Source organism: Kitasatospora sp. NPDC001175 (assembly GCF_053598215.1).
Window position 1 is genome coordinate 1 of sequence record NZ_JBSFJU010000057.1, and the last position, 16,724, is coordinate 16,724.

The following is a 16,724-nucleotide window of genomic DNA, read 5'->3' on the forward strand; positions in this document are numbered from 1 at the left end:
TACCGCGCCTTCCGCAAGGAGACCCTGCTGGGTCTGGGCATGGACCAGGTCGCCTCGGCCGGCTACTGCTTCCAGGTCGACCTCGCCTGGCGCGCGGTCAAGGCGGGCTTCAAGGTCACCGAGGTCCCGATCACCTTCATCGAGCGCGAGCTGGGCGCCTCCAAGATGAGCCGCAACATCGTCGTCGAGGCCCTGCTGCGGGTCACCGCCTGGGGCGTCGAGACCCGCCTCCAGCAGCTCACCGGAAAGAAGAAGTAACCCTCGGCCGAGCCGAGTTGACGCGGCCGTCCCGTCCTGCCGGGACGGCGGACAGTTCGCCCGGCGGCGAAGCGTCCCGCCCCTAGGGTGCGGCCATGACCGAACCCGACGCCCGATGGTGGGACGCTCTGCTGCTGCTCGCCCTGATCTGGGGCAGCAGTTTCCTCTTCGTCGAAATCGCGGTCCAGGTGATGCCGCCCGGATACGTGGCACTGGCGCGGCTGGCGACCGGTGCGGTGACCCTGCTGGCCGTCCTGGCCGCCACCGGACAGCGGCTGCCGCGCGGCAAGGAGGTCTGGGGGCACTCGGCGGTGACCGCGCCGCTGGTGAACGTCGCCCCCTTCACCCTGGTGGTGCTGCTCGGCGTGGCCGTGGCCCAGGGCGTGCTGCCGGTTGTGGCGCGGCGCCGGCCGGCGGGGGAGCCGGTCGAGGCGGCGGGGCCGGAGCCGGTGCGGACACCGTCGGAGCGGTCATCCGCCTGACAGGGCGGTGAACGCCGGGTACCGTGCGCAGCGGGCCTGGGAGGGGGAGTCCGCGGGCCGGGGGAGCGGCGTACTGGCGTGCTGTGGTTGATCACCCGCCTGGGCGCGCCTACCCGGCATTCGTCGGCCGCTGCTCCCAAGCTGGTACCGCACGGGACCCGGACCGGGCCCGCCACACCGACCAGGGAGCAGAAGTGACGCCGTCCCCGTCCGACGAGACCGGAGCCCAGCCGGCCGACCGAGGCACGGGGACCCCAGCCGCCCGTCCGCTCCGGATCGAGGTCTTCACCGGCCCGGAGGCCGGCTTCTTCGCGACCTCCTCCCTGATCATGGGTGAGCGGGCCGCGATCCTGATCGACGCCCAGCTCACCCGCAGCGCCGGACGCGAGCTCGCCGAGTGGGTCGCGGGCAAGCAGCTCCAGTTGCTGGCCGTGGTGGTCACGCACCAGCACCCCGACCACTACTTCGGCGCCGAGGAGGTGCTGAAGCTCTTCCCCAAGGCGCAGCTGCTGGCCGCGCCGTCCGTGGTGGAGGCGATCGCCCGGACCGCCGCCGCCAAGGTCGCCGAGTGGAAGCCGGTGTACGGCGACGACATCCCCGACCACCCGCTGCTGCCCGTGCCGCTGCTGCCGCAGCCGCTGATGGTCGACCGGCAGCTGATCCGGGTCCTGAACCTCGGCCAGAGCGACTGCGAGGCATCCACCCTCGTCTACGTCCCCAGCGCCCGTACCGTCGTGGCGGGCGACTACGCCTACCACGGCACCCACGTCTGGACCGCCGACACCGACGAGGCCCAGCGCCTGGACTGGGCCCACAACCTGGCCCGGATCGCCGATTTGGACGTGGACCGGGTGATCGCCGGACACCGTGCGCCCGGGTACGACGACGACCCCATCAGGGTGCTCGCCTTCACCGGCGAGTACCTCCAGGACTTCGACCGCGCCCTCGCCGAGCACCCCGACGATCCCGAGGGCCTCGCCGCCGCGGTCAACGAACGCCACGGGGGCCTCACGCTGCCGGCGTTCCTGGAGCGCAGCGCGGCCGCCAACATCGCCCGGCTCGCCGCGGTCCCGCCGGAGACCGGCGAGCCGGTCGGGCCCGTCGCCACGGAGCGGCACGACGAGACCGGGATCGTCGAGGCGGAGATCGTCGACGAGCCCTGAGCAACTGCGGTGGCGGCGGCGGATACTGGCGGCATGACGGAGTACGACGCGCTGGTGCTGGCCGGGGGTGCAGCCCGCAGACTCGGCGGGGTGGACAAGCCGGCACTCCAGGTCGGCGGACGGACCCTGCTCGACCGGGTGCTCGCCGCCTGCGCCGGCGCCGGCAGCACGGTGGTGGTCGGCCCGCCCAGGGACACCGTGCGTGACGGCGTGACCTGGACCAGGGAGCAGCCGCCCGGTGGCGGCCCGGTCGCCGCCGTCGCCGCCGGACTCGGGCGGATCACCGCCGAACGCGTCCTGCTGCTCGCCGCCGACCTGCCGTTCCTCGACCCGCCGACCGTCCGCCGGCTGCTCGCCGCGCTGGAGGGGAGCGGCTGCGAGGGTGCGCTGCTGGTCGACGCCGAGGGCCGCGACCAGCCGCTGGCCGCCGCGTACCGCACCGCCGCGCTGCGACGCACGCTCGCCGGCCTGGGCGATCCGGACGGGCTGCCGCTGCGCCGCCTGCTCGCCCCGCTGGACCTGGTACGGCTGGCCGACCGGCGGGGCGCGTCCCACGACTGCGACACCTGGGAGGAGCTGGCCCGGGCGCGGGAGCGCGCGGAGCGGGCGCCGGACGGGTGAGTACTGAAGGGGCTCCTCCGTGCGCCCGGGCGGAGCGCCGGCCGCCGGTGCGCCAGTGGCTCACCGGCGGTCAGGGGCGGTGGTGAGCGAAACGACTCGCGATCCTCACCTGCCGACGGGCCCGGTGGGCGCCGGATCGGGCAGCATGGGCCCTATGGAGCGCACGCTGGATGACTGGATCGCGGAAGTCAGCACCGAGCTGGGGATCGACCTGGAGGTGGACGTACGCGGCCTGCTGGACCTCGCCCGGGTGGTCGCGCACGGCGTGGACCGTCCGGCGGCCCCGCTGACCACCTTCCTGATCGGCTACGCCGCCGCCCAGCAGGGTGGTGGGCCGCAGGCCGTTGCCGAGGCCGGTGCCCGGACCGCCGCGCTGGCCGAGCGCTGGGCCGCGGCCGCGCAGGAGGCCTCCGCCGAGGCGGGCGGCGGACCGGGGACGGGGTCGGCGTGAACGCGCTGACCGATGCGCCCGGGGCGGCCGGTACGGAGCGGACGGGAAGCGGCGCCAGGGCGGGAACCGCGCCGCTGAGCCGCAGCGGGTGGCCGCAGGCACGCCGGGTGGCCCGGCTGGCGGTGCACGGGCCCCTGCCCGAGGTGGAGGTCCCACTCGCCGAGGCCCTCGGCAGCACCCTGGCGGCGCCGCTGGCCGCGCTCACCGACCTGCCCGCCTTCGACACCTCGGCGATGGACGGCTGGGCGGTCGCCGGCCCCGGCCCCTGGCGTACCTCGGGCCGGATCCTGGCAGGCGATCCGGCGGGCCGTCGCGAGGCTCCGGACACCTCGGACGCCGCGGACCGGTCCGGGGAACGGCACCCTGGCACGCTCGCCGACGGCGAGGCCGTGGAGATCGCGACCGGGGCGCGGGTCCCGGCCGGTGCCACCGGGGTGCTGCGCCGGGAGCACGGCCGGGTCGACCGCGGCCTGCTGCACCCGCTGTACGACCTGGCGCCCGGGCAGGACGTCCGGCCGCGCGGCCAGGAGTGCCGAAGGGACGAGCCGCTGCTGCCCGCGGGTACGCCCGTCACCCCCGCGGTACTCGGGTTGGCCGCCGCCTGCGGCCACGACCGGCTCGCCGTGCACCGTCGTCCCACCGTCGAACTGCTGCTGCTCGGGGACGAGTTGCTCGACTCGGGGATTCCGGCGGACGGACGGGTCCGGGACGCGCTCGGCCCGCTGCTGCCGCCGTGGCTGACCGCGGCGGGGGCGGAGGTGACCGGGGTGCGCCGGGTCGGGGACGACTTCGGACTGCTCCGGGACGCCGTGCGGTTCTCGGCCGCCGACGTCGTGGTCACCACGGGCGGTACCGCGGCCGGGCCGGTGGATTTCCTGCACGAGGCGCTGGCGGCGGTCGGGGCGCGGCTGCTGGTCGACGGTGTCGCGGTCCGCCCCGGGCATCCGATGCTGCTGGCCGAACTCCCCGGCGGACGGCACCTGGTGGGCCTGCCCGGCAATCCGCTGGCAGCCGTCGCGGGGACGGTCACACTCGCCCTGCCGCTGCTGCACGCCCTCTTGGGCCGTGCGCCCGACACCCCCCGGTCGGCCGTCACGGCGAGGGACTTTCCCGGGCATCCGGCGGACACCCGGCTGCTGCCGGTGGTCCGTACCGACCGGGGTGTGGTGCCGCTGGCCTTCGATGGTCCCGCGATGCTCCGGGGCCTGGCGCTCGCCGAGGCACTCGTGGTGGTCCCGCCGGGCGGTGTCCCGGCTGGTGCCCGGGTGGAGCTGCTCGCAGCGCCGTAGGTGCCGAGCGGCGGTGTCCCGGCAGCGCGCAACGGGCTGAATCCGCGTCAGCCACCTGCCGTGACCCGCCCGGATGGGCGGCGGGGTGCCCGGGCCGGGAGGTAGCGTCGGGGACATGTATGCGATCACGATTCCTGAGCCCGGCGGTCCGGAAGTGCTGGCCTGGGCGGAGGTGCCGGACCCGGTGCCCGCGGCGGGAGAGGTGCTGGTCGAGGTGGTGGCCAGTGCCGTCAACCGAGCGGATCTGCTGCAGCGGCAGGGGTTCTACGACCCGCCGCCGGGCTCGTCTCCGTACCCCGGTCTCGAGTGCGCCGGACGGATCGTCGCGCTCGGCCCGGGTGTGGCGGGCTGGGCGGTCGGGGACGAGGTGTGCGCCCTGCTCAGCGGCGGCGGGCACGCCCAGCGGGTGGCGGTGCCGGCCGGTCAACTGCTGCCGGTGCCCAAGGGGTTGAGCCCCATCGAGGCGGCCGCACTGCCCGAGGCGGTCTGCACGGTCTGGTCCAACGTGTTCCAGGTGGCCCATCTGCGCCCCGGCGAGACGCTGTTGGTGCAGGGCGGTGCGAGCGGGATCGGCACGATGGCGATCCAGCTGGGCAAGGCGGTCGGTGCCAGGGTGGCGGTGACGGCGGGCAGCGCGGCGAAGCTGGCGCGCTGCGCGGAGCTGGGCGCGGACATCACGATCGACTACCGCGAACAGGACTTCGTGGCGGCGCTGCGCGAGGCCACCGACGGTGCCGGGGCGGACGTGATCCTGGACATCATCGGCGCCAAGTACCTGCAGCGGAACGTGGACGCGCTGGCGGTCAACGGCCGTCTGGTGATCATCGGCCTGCAGGGCGGTGTGAAGGGCGAGATCAACCTCAACACCCTGCTGCGCAAGCGCGCCGCCGTGGCCGCCACCAACCTGCGCGGCCGCCCGCTGGGGGAGAAGGCTGCGATCGTCGCGGCCGTGCGCGAGCACGTCTGGCCGCTGGTCGAGAGCGGTGTGGTCAAGCCCGTGATCGACCGGGTGCTGCCGATGGCCGACGCCGGCGCCGCCCACCAGGTGGTCGAGGCGGGCGAGCAGGTCGGCAAGGTCGTCCTCCAGGCATGAACGGCGGTCGGCGCCGGTGGCGCGGTGCTCCTCGGCGGACCGCCGCGCAGGCGGCCGGGCCGCCTGCGGCCGCGGGGCCGTCCGTGCTCGCTGGCGCCGGCCGGTCTACGCGGTCGGCCGCAGGAAGCGGTGGTCGCGGGCGAGGACCTGGTCCCGCGGCCCGGCGGAGCGGAGCACGACGGGGAGGACCAGGTTCGGCCGGGCCGCGTAACCGTGCGCGAACCAGGGCATGTTGGCCTCGACCACGGCCCACCGCTCCGCTCCGGTGTCCGGGTCCTGGATGCGGCCGACGTCGATGACCACGGCGCTGGGCACGGTGCCGGGCCGGGAGCTCAGCAACTCCTCGGCGAACGCGCGCACCGCCGGCTCCTCGGGGTCCTGCTCCAGTGCGGCGACGTCGAGCCGGCCGTAGCGGGCGTAGCGGCTGCCGGTGGCGATCCGTCCGTCGAGTACGAAGAGGCGGTACTCGACCGCGAAGGTCACCACCTCCGACACGAGCACCGGGGTGTCCGGTCCGATCCGCTCCCCGCCGCGCGGCAGCCGGGTGCCGTCGGCGTAGACGGCGGCGGGGAACTGCTTGTCGCCGGGCGGCTTCAGGAACATCGGGCGGCGGCCCGCCCAGGCCTCCGAGAGCGTGGTCAGTTCGATCCGGCGACCGGTGAACCCCTCGGGCAGCTCCGCCAGTCACGCGTCCGCCGGTTCCAGCAGCCCCAGGCCGAGGCGGGCGGCGACCCGGTCCGCCGCGAGCGGTCCGCCGTACCAGTGCACGGCACGTCCGGCCATCGCCGCCACGGTCCCGGGCCCCTCCAGTACGACGTGCTCCAGGCCGGACTCCAGGGCCGCCCGCACCAGCAGCTCGCGGGTGCCGCTCTGCTGGGCCGAGGTCACCAGCACCGGCGGGAGCGCTCCGGCTCGGGCGCGGTCGTTCCGGGATCTCGTCGTGACGTCTGCTTCGCTCATCGCTGCCCCCTGGTGCGGTCGGTCGGACACCCTAGCCGTCCGGTGTCCGGCGGACAGCCAGGGGGCCGGATCCGATGGCCGGTGCCTTCGCACGTCACGGCGGTTCGTCAGCTGACGGGTCATCAGGGCATCCGGGTGGGCTCCGACGCCCTTGGCGGAAGCGGCAGTTGACGCAGCCGCGGACGTGCCGGTCGCGGTCTTCGAGGTCGTGGACCGGGCCGCGGTAGGCCGGGCGGCCGGGCGGGGTGGTGCGGTGGGCCCTGGTGGCGCCAAGTAGTGGGTGACGCCAAGTGATCGGGGTGTCCGAAATGCCTGAGATGTCGGAATGTGTGACGCTGGTCCGGAGCTGTCCCGCCGCCGACCGCGTCCCGAGCGCGCTCGGCCGTCGGAAGGACCTCCGTCCGTGGCCGCACTAACGAACGCGTTCTCCACGCTCTGCGCCGCGCTGCCGCCCTGCTGCGCCGGGCCGCGCCGGTGGGCGGCGGTCGCCGCCGCCGGGGTGGCCGTTCCGCTGCTGCTGGCCGGTCCGGCCCTGGCGGTCGGCGGTGGTGCGGCCCCCCTGGCGGCTTCGATGGGTGCGGCTCCGGTACGGCCGACGGGTGCGCTGGCCGCCGCCGGGGCCGGTGTGCCCGAGGTCCGGCACCGTACCGCTCCGCCGCCGGAGCCGTCCCCCGCCGGGAGCGCCGTCCGGCCGACCGCGGAGCCGGCCGGAGCCGTGCCGGGCCGCTCCGCCTCGCCTTCGGGCGGGGCCTCGCCGGCGCCCTCGGTGCCGTCCGCGGCCGGCTCCGCTCCAGCGACCGCCCCGAGCGGAACGGCCGGTGCCGCGGGTGCTGCCGGTGCGCAAGCCGGTGGGGAGACCGGGAAGACCGCCGAGCCGAGCGCCGCACCCTCCGCGGACGGTTCCGGAGGCGGCGCGTCCGACGGCGCGGGCGGCTCCGGCGACCGGCCGTGGGGCACGTACTGGGACGGTGCCCCCGGCGCACCGCCATGGGTGGTGCACCGCTGGGCCAGGGGCGGCCTGCGCCATCCCGCCCCCGCCCACCGGCCCGGCCCGGATGACGGCGACGGTCCGTACGGGTGGGACACCCCGGAGGACGGGCCGCAGGACCCGGAGCCGGGCGATGAGCCCTCGCCGACCGCCGGCACGAGCCTCCCGGCCACGGCGCACGCCCAGGCGCAGGGCGCCGGCGGGCTGTCCGGGCCGATCCGGTGGACGGACCCGTCCAACCTCCAGTTCCCGCTCGGAGCCGGGCTGACCATGATCGGATGCGGACTGGCGCTGATCGGACTGCGGCTGCGCGGGCGCTGAGGGTACGGCCACCGCGGCCGATGGGGCGGGATCGTTCTGGCGCCGGGGTGGTGACGGGTGGTCAGCGGGGTGGGGGCGGGGTGGCGGGTGGCCGGTCCTGGCGGGGCATCATGGTCGGTCAGTTGACCCCCTCGCCGCCCGAAGCATATGAAGGAGCTATGACGAAGCCGATGAACGAACGGTCGCAGTCGGAGTCGTACCAGGCGGCGGCCCAGGGAGCGGACGAGGGCGCGAAGGTGTTGATCGTCGGCCCGGACGGGCTGCCCATCGGCGCGGTCCCCGGCCCTCTCGCGGGCCGGTTCGGCGACGGCGAGGGTGCGAGCGCGGAGTCCCGGGAGCTTCCGGTGACCGAGATGGTCGAGCAGCCGGCCAAGGTCATGCGCATCGGCAGCATGATCAAGCAGCTGCTCGAGGAGGTCAGGGCGGCGCCTCTGGACGAGGCCAGCCGTGCCCGGCTGAAGGACATCCACGCCAGCTCGATCAAGGAACTGGAACTGGGGCTGGCCCCCGAGCTGGTCGAGGAGCTGGAGCGGCTCTCGCTGCCCTTCACCGAGGACTCCATCCCCACCGAGGCCGAGCTGCGGATCGCCCAGGCCCAGCTGGTGGGCTGGCTGGAGGGCCTGTTCCACGGGATCCAGACCGCGCTGTTCGCGCAGCAGATGGCCGCGCGGGCACAGCTGGAGCAGATGCGACGGGCACTGCCGCCGGGCAGCCACGGCATGGAGCCGGAGGACGAGGAGTCCGTGCCCGGACGCGGCATCCGCTCGGGCCCGTACCTCTAGGCCTTCTCGCCCAGGCCTTCTCGTCGGCGGGCTCCGCCCGGGAGCACGCCCGGCAGCGGCGCGGGGAACCGCGCGACCGGCCTGGCGTGACCGAGGCGGAGCCGCCCGACCGGCCCGCCCGCGGGGTCACGCCGTCTCGCAGGTGCGGGATCGCGGAGCGGTACTGGGCGCCCTCCGCCCGGGCCGGGCTCGGTGCGCACCCCATGGCAACCGGCCGCCGCCCGATGTGCCCCCGGCCCGAAGCCGTGGTGTTTTGCCGCTACTCTGACCCCTGTTGTCGGCCCTGGCCGCCGACCGGCGGGCCCCGGGGCCCGGACGAGACGACACGGCTGCGGACCGACGCGCCGAGGGGGAGTGGATGACCATGAGCGAGGACGGCACCGCGACGGGCGGGCCTGCGGTGGGATCCTCTCTGGGACGCGGCCGGTACGTGCTGCAGCGCCCGCTCGGCCAGGGCGGCATGGCCGCCGTGCACCTGGCGCACGACACGGTGCTGGACCGCCAGGTCGCGGTGAAGACGCTGCACACCGAGCTCGGCCGCGAGGACTCCTTCAAGCTGCGGTTCCGTCGCGAGGCGCAGGCGGTCGCCAAGCTCCAGCACATCAACATCGTCTCGGTCTTCGACAGCGGTGAGGACATCGGCCCGGACGGCTCGGTGACCCCGTACATCGTCATGGAGTACGTCGAGGGCAAGTCGCTGCGCGACGTGCTCAACGACGCGATCGCGCAGTACGGCGCGATGCCCGTCGAGCAGGCGCTGAAGATGACCGCCGCCGTGCTGTCGGCGCTGGACGCCTCGCACGACCAGGGCCTGGTGCACCGCGACATCAAGCCGGGCAACGTCATGGTCAGCACCAAGGGCGTCGTCAAGGTGATGGACTTCGGCATCGCGCGTGCGCTGCAGTCCGACGTGACCTCGATGACCCAGACCGGCATGGTGGTCGGCACCCCGCAGTACCTCTCGCCCGAGCAGGCGCTCGGCAAGAGCGTGGACGCGCGCTCCGACCTGTACTCGGTGGGCTGCATGCTCTTCGAGCTGCTCACCGGAAGTCTGCCGTTCGACGGGGACACCGCCTTCTCGATCGCGTACAAGCACGTGCAGGAGGAGCCCCCGGCGCCGTCCACGGTGAACCGGGCGGTGACGCCCGCAGTGGACGAGCTGGTGGCCCGGGCGCTGCGCAAGGATCCGGCGCACCGGTTCCCGAGCGCGGAGGCGATGCGCGCCGAGGTCGAGCGGATCGCCTCCGGGACGCAGGGCGGCACGCCGCTCCAGGCGAGCACCCCGCTGGTGATCAGCGAGGGGCCGCGCTCGGTGAGCGCCACGCCCTCGATGGCCAACTTCCCGCAGGTGCAGCCGCAGTACCAGCAGCAGCCCTCCTTCCCGCCGGGCCCGCGGACCCCGCCGGGACCGCAGCCTCCGTATCAGCAGACGCCGCAGACGCCGCAGCCGTTCCCCCAGGCGCCGCCGCACCAGCAGCCGGCCCAGGGGTTCCAGCAGACGCCGGCGCCCTTCCCGCCGCAGTACGGCACGCCGACGCCGTTCCCGCAGCAGGCGCAGACCCCGCCGCCGTTCCCGCAGCAGGCGCAGACCCCGCCGCCGTTCCCGCAGCAGGCGCAGACCCCGCCGTCGTTCCCGCAGCAGGTGGCGCCCACGCCGCAGCCCTTCCCGGCCCCGCAGCCGCAGCCGTTCGCGCCGCGTCCGGCGAACAACAGCAGCGGCAACGGCTGCGGGACGGCGCTGGTGGTGATCGGCGTGATCGTCGGCCTGATCGTGCTGGCCGTGATCATCGTCGGTATCGTGGCGGCCAAGAAGGAGAAGCAGAAGATTTCGAACTTCGACACGACCGGTGCTCGGTCACTGTCCGTGGTCCAACTCGATCAGGGTCGGAACGGTACGTTCTGAACCGCATTGCCAGGCCTGCGGTTCCACGCTCGGCGCGGCGAAGCGGTAGCGTTCGGAGGACGTAACCGAAGGGCGACCGCGCACCGAGCGACAGCCCGGGGCGAGGAGTGATGGCACAGACACAGCAGCCGGGAGACGGCGAGGCGGAGCGCGCTCAGGGTGCCGGTGGCCACGGTTCCGGCGGCCGGAGGTACGCGGACGAGAGCACCCAGCAGACACCCCAGCTGCCGGATGCCGGCCCGGAGGCGGACGAGACACCGCTGCTGCCGGCCGACCAGACGTTCACCCCGAGCCGTGGCACCGCGGCCCCGCTGGGCACCCTCGGCGACGGCCGCTACCGCGTCACCCACCGGCTCGGCCGGGGCGGCATGGCGGAGGTCTACGCCGCACAGGACGTACGGCTCGGCCGGACCGTCGCGGTGAAGCTGCTCCGCTCCGAGCTGGCCCAGGACGATGTGGCCCGGCTGCGCTTCACCCGCGAGGCGCACGCGGTCGCGGCACTCAACCACCACTCGATCGTCTCGGTGTACGACACCGGCGAGGAGGAGCTCGCGGGGGACTCGACCCCGTACATCGTGATGGAGCTGGTCGAGGGCCGCACCGTCCGCGAGCTCCTGATCGACGAGGAGGCGCCGCCGGTCGACCAGGCGTTGATCATCACCGCCGGGGTGCTGGAGGCGCTCGCCTACAGCCACCGCAACGGCATCGTGCACCGCGACATCAAGCCCGCCAACGTCATCATCACCAGCACCGGCGCGGTCAAGGTGATGGACTTCGGCATCGCCCGCGCGCTGACCGGCGGCGCCACCACCATGACCCAGACCGGCATGGTGATGGGCACTCCGCAGTACCTGTCGCCGGAACAGGCCCTGGGCAAGCCGGTCGACCACCGGTCGGACCTGTACGCGGCCGGCTGCATGCTCTACGAGCTGCTGACGCTCCGTCCGCCGTTCACCGGCGACACCCCGCTCTCAGTGGTCTACCAGCACGTCCAGGACATGCCGGTGCCGCCCTCGCAGGCCAACGGCCGGGTGTCCGCCCAACTCGACGATCTGGTGCTGCGCTCGCTGGCCAAGGACCCGGACGACCGCTACCAGAGCGCGGACGAGTTCCGGGCCCACCTCCAGCACGCCCTGCGGGAGATGCACAGCGCGGCCGGTGCGGGGTTCGCGACCGGGCCGACCGCCATCGTTCCCGGCGCTCCGGGCCACGGCGGTTCGGGCGGCTACCAGGGCTACGGCGACGGGTCGGCCGGTGCCACCGCCGTCACCAAGCCGCTGGGTTCGGTCGACGGGCCGGGTGTTGCCGCCGGTACCCCGAACGACCAGACGGCGATGCTGCCGTACCCGGCCGCCGCGCAGTACAACACCCCGGCCGGCCAGTACCAGGGCGGTTCGTACGACGGCGGGCACGGCGGTTACGACGACGGCTACGGCGACGAGGACGGCGGGCGCAAGCGCAAGCCGTGGGCGCTGCTGGGCGGGCTCGTGGTGCTGCTGACGGTGGTGGCGATCGGTGCCGCGATGGCGCTGAGCCCGACCACCAAGACGCACGACTACGACAAGAAGTCGCCCAAGCCCGACACGTCGCAGAGCCAGTCCGCGGAGCCGGCCCCGACGGCCGACACGTCGTCGCCGGTGACCCTGCCGAGCCGCAACCCGGGCGGCAACACCAACCCGGGCCGCAGCTCGCAGCCGCCGGAGACGCAGGACAACTGGCCGCCGTCGCCGACGCCCGGGCACTCCGCCGGGGCCTCCATGTCGCCGGCCCCGTCGGCATCGGCCTCGGCACCGGTCACCCCGCCGGTGGACTCGCCGACCGACTCGCCGGCCCCCACGCACAGCAAGCCGAACCCCGGCCCCAGCTCCTCCGGCGGCCAGAGCACCCCGCCGGACCCCGGCAAGGGTCCCGGTGGCTCGGGCGGGGGCACGGGCACGACCCCCTGAGTCTTCCGGGGCAGGGGGAGGGTTTCCCGGTCTCCGGCCAAGCCCGCCTGGCACGTTGCACCGCTCGGCCTCGTGGTCGGGCGGTGCAACGTGCTTCTGGGGGCGAGTGCGGGCGGGTGCCTTCGGTGCGCGCACGCAGTTGATCGAGCGGGGCTCCGAGGCTTCTGCGGACGGTCAGTTGGTGAAGGTGTCCAGGATCTGTTCGTACTCCTGGCACCACCAGGCGAGTTGGCCGGCCGAGGCGGGGAAGAGCGGGTCGGCGCGGTGGTCACCGCGCTGGTAGTGCCACTGGAGCATCCAGAGGTCGTTGAGGCGTTCCCACCACACCCGGTGCACGGCGGCGGCCAGTTGGGCCGGGGAAGCGGCGCCGTAGGCCCGGTACGCCTGGGAGTAGCGGCGGACCCGGACGAGGTCGAGGACACCGGTCTTCCGGTCGTTGAAGATCAGGGTGGCGGCCCGTACGGCCTCCTCGGCCTGCGGCCGGACGCCGAGCTTGTCCCAGTCCAGGACGGCCGCCGGCCGCTCGCCGCGGTAGAGCAGGTTGAGGCCGTGGAAGTCGCCGTGGGTCCACCCGGTCGGCGGGGCCGTCTCCGCTGCGGGCCGTCGGTGCCGGTAGAGGGCGACCAGTTCCAGCCGTTCGGCCAGGTGCTGTTCGGCGAGCTCGTCGAAGGGGTCGTAGGACTCGGCACGGGCGATCCGGCGGCGCAGCTCGCCGACCAGCCGTACGGTCTCGGCCGGGTCGGCGGTGGCGTGCCCGGCGGGCTGCCGTACGGGGGCGCAGACTTCCTTGAGTGCGCCGTGGATCCGCGCGAGCAGCGCGCCGAGCTCGGCGGACTGCTCACAGCTCAGGTCGGTGCCGTGCCGGTGCCTGCCGACGACCCAGGGGTAGAGGGCGAACAGCCGCCCACCGTAGGAGGTCACGGTCCGGCCGCCGAGGGCCGGCAGCGGCGGCGGGGTGGGCAGTCCGAGGGCGTGCAGGTCACGGGTGGCGCGGTGCTGGGCGGTGATCGCGGTGCGGGTGGCGGTGACGTGGTCGACGTAGCACTTGAGGAAGTAGCGGCCGGATCCGGTGGTGATCCGGTAGCCCCGGTTGAGCAGCCCTTCGGCCACCGGCCGTATCTCGCTGGGCCTGCCGAGCCGGTAGGAACGCAGCACCCCGGTCGCGTCCTCGTGTGCGACCGGGGGGCTGAGGGTGCCGAAGGGGGGTGCGGTGCGGTCCGGGCGAGGCGGCGCGCACACGATGATCTGGCCTTGCGTTGTCACGGAACAGGAGCGTAATGAAGTCCTACACAGGTACTTGACATTGTGTTGGGAGTGTGGTTAATGCAGATGATCGGCCTGCCGTCGGGCCACATAGGCGGCCGCCTGGGTGCGGCGCTCCATTCCCATCTTGGCCAGCAGACTTGAGACGTAGTTCTTGACGGTCTTCTCGGCCAGGTGCAGTTCGTTGCCGATCTGACGATTCGTCATTCCCTCGCCGATCAGGTCGAGAATGCGCCGTTCCTGCTTGGTCAGCTGGGCGAGCCGCTCGTCCTCCTTCTCGCCGCCGTCGCGCAGCCGCTCCAGCACCCGGCTGGTGGCGACCGGATCGAGCAGTGACTTTCCCGCCGCCACGTCGCGGACCGCCGAAACCAGATCGGTGCCGCGGATCGCCTTCAGTACGTACCCGGATGCTCCGGCCATGATCGCGTCGAAAAGCGCCTCGTCATCCGAGAAGGAGGTCAGCATCAGGCACCTGGTCTCGGGCTGGTGCGAGCGGACTTCGCGGCAGACCTCGACGCCGTTGCCGTCCGGCAGGCGGACGTCGAGGATCGCCACGTCGGGGCTCGTGGCCGGGATCCGGGTCAGTGCCTCGGCGACGGTGCCGGCCTCGCCGACGACCACGATGTCGTCCTCCGTGGACAGGAGGTCGTGTACACCGCGCCGGACGACCTCATGATCATCTAGTAGGAAAACCCTGATTTGTCCGTTTCCAGTCACGGTCAAATGCTCCCATATCGGGTGATGGAAGACATATCGCCTGTGTCGGTCCCGGCACAGAATCGGTGCCGATTACCCCCTTACGCGAAAGGCTCCGCCCGGATAGCGTGCGCAGGTGTCCTGACGGCCACCGCGTGAGAGCTGCACCACACCTGCCGCTCTCGGGCGTGAACAAGTAGGACGTCCTAGCGCAAGCGCGCCAAGGGGCTCCGCTGGGTAACGTTCTCGTGAGGGACGCCGTCGGAAAGGGAACACCACCTGCCTAGCAGTCGGTGCGCACACCCACGCGTGCCTGCGAGGCGGTGACCGGACCGGTCACCGGCGACCCCGGGCGGCCGGACAGACCGAGGAGTGAACGTGACCGTCAAAAGCACGGCGAGGGCGCGCAAGAAGGCCGCCCCCGGCGTCCCTGACAACCTCCGCACAAAGGGTTCGGACGCCCCGCCGGAGCTCGTGCAGCTACTCACGCCCGAAGGGGAGCGGGTCGAGAACCCGGAATTCCCGCTGGCGATCACCGATGACGAGCTCCGCTCGCTCTACCGGGACCTGGTGCTGGTCCGGCGCTTCGACGCCGAGGCCACCTCGCTGCAGCGCCAGGGCGAATTGGGCCTGTGGGCCTCGCTGCTGGGCCAGGAGGCCGCCCAGGTCGGCTCGGGCCGCGCGATGCGCCCCGGTGACTACGCCTTCCCGACCTACCGCGAGCACGGCGTCGCCTGGTGCCGCGACGTGGACCCGCTGAACCTGCTCGGCATGTTCCGCGGTGTGAACCACGGCGGTTGGGACCCGAACGAGAAGAACTTCCACCTCTACACCATCGTGATCGGCTCGCAGACGCTGCACGCCACCGGCTACGCGATGGGCATCACCAAGGACGGTGCCGACGACGCGGTGATCGCGTACTTCGGCGACGGCGCCTCCAGCCAGGGTGATGTCAACGAGGCCTTCACCTTCGCCTCGGTCTACAACTCCCCGGTCGTCTTCTTCTGCCAGAACAACCAGTGGGCGATCTCCGAGCCCACCACCGTGCAGACCCGGATCCCGCTCTACCGCCGCGCCTCCGGCTTCGGCTTCCCGGGCGTGCGGGTGGACGGCAACGACGTGCTGGCCTGCCTCGCGGTCACCCGCTGGGCGCTCGACCACGCCCGCAGCGGCAACGGCCCGGTGCTGATCGAGGCGTTCACCTACCGGATGGGCGCGCACACCACCTCCGACGACCCGACCCGCTACCGGATGAGCGAGGAGACCGAGGCCTGGAAGGCCAAGGACCCGATCACCCGGCTCAGGGCCCACCTGGAGAAGCAGGGCCTGGCGGACGAGGCGTTCTTCGCCGGAATCGACGCGGAGAGCGAGGAGTTGGGGCTGCGGGTGCGCGAGGGCGTGCGCGGCATGCCGGACCCGGACCCAACCCTGATCTTCGACCACGTGTACGCCGAGCCGCACACGCTGGTCGAGGAAGAGCGGGCTGAGTACGAGGCGTACGCGGCGTCCTTCGAGGGCGGGGAGAACCACTGATGGCAGGTCAGCTCAGCATTGCCAAGGCGCTCAACGAGGCCCTGCGCAAGTCACTGGAGAGTGACCCGAAGACCGTCCTGATGGGCGAGGACATCGGGAAGCTCGGCGGCGTCTTCCGGATCACCGACGGCCTGCAGAAGGACTTCGGCGAGAGCCGGGTCATCGACACCCCGCTCGCCGAGTCCGGGATCATGGGCACCGCGATCGGCCTCGCGCTCAGAGGCTATCGGCCGGTCGTGGAGATCCAGTTCGACGGCTTCGTCTACCCGGCCTTCGACCAGATCGTCTCCCAGCTGGCGAAGATGCACGCCCGTGCGCTGGGTCACGTGAAGATGCCGGTCACCGTCCGCATCCCGTACGCGGGCGGCATCGGCGCGGTCGAGCACCACAGCGAGTCCCACGAGGCGTACTTCGCGCACACCGCGGGCCTGCGGGTGGTCTCCCCGTCCAGCGCCCAGGACGCGCACTGGATGCTCCGCCAGTCCATCGAGTCCGACGACCCGGTGATCTTCCTGGAGCCCAAGCGCCGGTACTGGGACAAGGGCGAGGTCCTGGACGCGCCCGACCTGCCGCTGCACGCCGCCCGGGTGGTGCGGCCCGGCACGGACGCCACCCTGATCGCCTACGGCCCGATGGTGAAGGTCTGCCTGGAGGCCGCCGCGGCCGCCGAGGAGGAGGGCCGGCAGCTGGAGGTCATCGACCTTCGCTCGCTCTCCCCGGTCGACTTCGGCACCCTGGAGGCCTCGCTCAAGCGCACCGGGCGCGGCATCGTGGTGCACGAGGCGCCGGTCTTCATGGGCATGGGCGCCGAGCTCGCCGCCCGGCTCACCGAGCGGTGCTTCTACCACCTGGAGGCTCCGGTGCTGCGGGTCGGCGGCTACTTCGCGCCGTACCCGCCGTCCCGGGTCGAGGAGGCCTTCCTGCCCGACCTGGACCGCGTACTCGACGCCGTCGACCGCGCGCTGGCGTTCTGAT

At 73.3% G+C, this 16,724-nt stretch carries 15 protein-coding genes and 2 pseudogenes; 13 read left to right on the forward strand and 4 right to left on the reverse strand.

Annotation, left to right across the window (positions count from 1 at the left end):
- The 7 genes and pseudogenes from ACWDAK_RS30605 to ACWDAK_RS30635 all read left to right on the forward strand — a co-directional run.
- Window positions 1–258 (forward strand): annotated as a pseudogene (locus ACWDAK_RS30605) (dolichol-phosphate mannosyltransferase); the annotation flags it as partial.
- 95 nt (window positions 259–353) lie between these two features.
- On the forward strand, window positions 354–740 hold the full coding sequence (locus ACWDAK_RS30610) for an EamA family transporter (RefSeq protein WP_344639162.1): 387 nt from the start codon (window positions 354–356) through the stop codon (window positions 738–740).
- A gap of 194 nt (window positions 741–934) precedes the next feature.
- Window positions 935–1,903 (forward strand): MBL fold metallo-hydrolase, encoded by a 969-nt coding sequence (locus tag ACWDAK_RS30615; RefSeq protein ID WP_344639163.1) that lies wholly within the window; start codon window positions 935–937, stop codon window positions 1,901–1,903.
- A 33-nt stretch (window positions 1,904–1,936) separates the two neighbouring features.
- Window positions 1,937–2,500, forward strand: a pseudogene (gene mobA / locus ACWDAK_RS30620) (molybdenum cofactor guanylyltransferase); the annotation flags it as partial.
- Between the two features lie 178 nt (window positions 2,501–2,678).
- Window positions 2,679–2,975, forward strand: coding sequence for a DUF6457 domain-containing protein (locus ACWDAK_RS30625; RefSeq protein ID WP_425557791.1), 297 nt, complete (start codon window positions 2,679–2,681; stop codon window positions 2,973–2,975).
- Window positions 2,976–2,980: 5 nt separating this feature from the next.
- A complete protein-coding gene (locus ACWDAK_RS30630) occupies window positions 2,981–4,264 on the forward strand; it encodes a molybdopterin molybdotransferase MoeA (protein ID WP_427395422.1) in 1,284 nt (427 codons plus the stop codon).
- A 115-nt stretch (window positions 4,265–4,379) separates the two neighbouring features.
- Entirely contained in the window at window positions 4,380–5,357 is a 978-nt protein-coding gene (locus tag ACWDAK_RS30635) for an NAD(P)H-quinone oxidoreductase (protein ID WP_344639164.1), read from the forward strand.
- Between the two features lie 105 nt (window positions 5,358–5,462).
- On the opposite strand, the gene ACWDAK_RS30640 is transcribed toward ACWDAK_RS30635, so the two are convergent.
- Window positions 5,463–6,041 (reverse strand): ATP-grasp domain-containing protein, encoded by a 579-nt coding sequence (locus tag ACWDAK_RS30640; RefSeq protein ID WP_427395423.1) that lies wholly within the window; start codon window positions 6,039–6,041, stop codon window positions 5,463–5,465.
- Window positions 6,042–6,317: a hypothetical protein gene (locus ACWDAK_RS30645; protein WP_427395414.1), complete on the reverse strand. Its 276-nt coding sequence runs from the start codon at window positions 6,315–6,317 to the stop codon at window positions 6,042–6,044.
- Window positions 6,318–6,720: 403 nt separating this feature from the next.
- On the opposite strand from ACWDAK_RS30645, the gene ACWDAK_RS30650 reads away from it, so the two are divergent.
- The 4 genes from ACWDAK_RS30650 (at window position 6,721) to ACWDAK_RS30665 (ending at window position 12,257) form a co-directional block, all read left to right on the forward strand.
- Window positions 6,721–7,626, forward strand: a complete 906-nt coding sequence (locus ACWDAK_RS30650; RefSeq protein ID WP_344639166.1) for a hypothetical protein — start codon at window positions 6,721–6,723, stop codon at window positions 7,624–7,626.
- A gap of 158 nt (window positions 7,627–7,784) precedes the next feature.
- Entirely contained in the window at window positions 7,785–8,408 is a 624-nt protein-coding gene (locus tag ACWDAK_RS30655) for a bacterial proteasome activator family protein (RefSeq protein WP_344639167.1), read from the forward strand.
- Between the two features lie 364 nt (window positions 8,409–8,772).
- Window positions 8,773–10,311 (forward strand): protein kinase domain-containing protein, encoded by a 1,539-nt coding sequence (locus ACWDAK_RS30660; protein WP_344639245.1) that lies wholly within the window; start codon window positions 8,773–8,775, stop codon window positions 10,309–10,311.
- Window positions 10,312–10,421: 110 nt separating this feature from the next.
- Complete coding sequence (locus ACWDAK_RS30665) at window positions 10,422–12,257, forward strand: protein kinase domain-containing protein (protein WP_344639168.1); 1,836 nt, start codon at window positions 10,422–10,424, stop codon at window positions 12,255–12,257.
- A 174-nt stretch (window positions 12,258–12,431) separates the two neighbouring features.
- Here the strand turns inward: ACWDAK_RS30665 and ACWDAK_RS30670 are convergent, their stop codons facing one another.
- Window positions 12,432–13,520, reverse strand: coding sequence for a phosphotransferase (locus ACWDAK_RS30670; protein WP_344639169.1), 1,089 nt, complete (start codon window positions 13,518–13,520; stop codon window positions 12,432–12,434).
- Between the two features lie 57 nt (window positions 13,521–13,577).
- Window positions 13,578–14,237, reverse strand: coding sequence for a response regulator (locus ACWDAK_RS30675; RefSeq protein WP_427395415.1), 660 nt, complete (start codon window positions 14,235–14,237; stop codon window positions 13,578–13,580).
- Between the two features lie 357 nt (window positions 14,238–14,594).
- Here ACWDAK_RS30675 and pdhA point away from each other — a divergent pair, with 357 nt between their 5' ends.
- Together pdhA and ACWDAK_RS30685 are read left to right on the forward strand one after the other, a co-directional pair.
- Complete coding sequence (gene pdhA, locus ACWDAK_RS30680; RefSeq protein ID WP_425557792.1) at window positions 14,595–15,749, forward strand: pyruvate dehydrogenase (acetyl-transferring) E1 component subunit alpha; 1,155 nt, start codon at window positions 14,595–14,597, stop codon at window positions 15,747–15,749.
- On the forward strand, window positions 15,749–16,723 hold the full coding sequence (locus ACWDAK_RS30685; RefSeq protein WP_425557793.1) for an alpha-ketoacid dehydrogenase subunit beta: 975 nt from the start codon (window positions 15,749–15,751) through the stop codon (window positions 16,721–16,723). Before pdhA ends, ACWDAK_RS30685 begins: the two co-directional genes overlap by 1 nt.
- Window position 16,724: the final 1 nt, after the last annotated feature.

Excerpts from the sequence above, each read along its gene's own strand:
- ACWDAK_RS30610 (WP_344639162.1), top strand. The coding sequence starts at position 354 with ATGACCGAACCCGACGCCCGATGGTGGGACGCTCTGCTGCTGCTCGCC.
- ACWDAK_RS30625 (WP_425557791.1), top strand. The coding sequence starts at position 2,679 with ATGGAGCGCACGCTGGATGACTGGATCGCGGAAGTCAGCACCGAGCTG.
- ACWDAK_RS30635 (WP_344639164.1), top strand. The coding sequence starts at position 4,380 with ATGTATGCGATCACGATTCCTGAGCCCGGCGGTCCGGAAGTGCTGGCC.
- ACWDAK_RS30645 (WP_427395414.1), bottom strand. The coding sequence starts at position 6,317 with ATGAGCGAAGCAGACGTCACGACGAGATCCCGGAACGACCGCGCCCGA.
- ACWDAK_RS30655 (WP_344639167.1), top strand. The coding sequence starts at position 7,785 with ATGACGAAGCCGATGAACGAACGGTCGCAGTCGGAGTCGTACCAGGCG.
- ACWDAK_RS30660 (WP_344639245.1), top strand. The coding sequence starts at position 8,773 with ATGAGCGAGGACGGCACCGCGACGGGCGGGCCTGCGGTGGGATCCTCT.
- ACWDAK_RS30665 (WP_344639168.1), top strand. The coding sequence starts at position 10,422 with ATGGCACAGACACAGCAGCCGGGAGACGGCGAGGCGGAGCGCGCTCAG.
- ACWDAK_RS30685 (WP_425557793.1), top strand. The coding sequence starts at position 15,749 with ATGGCAGGTCAGCTCAGCATTGCCAAGGCGCTCAACGAGGCCCTGCGC.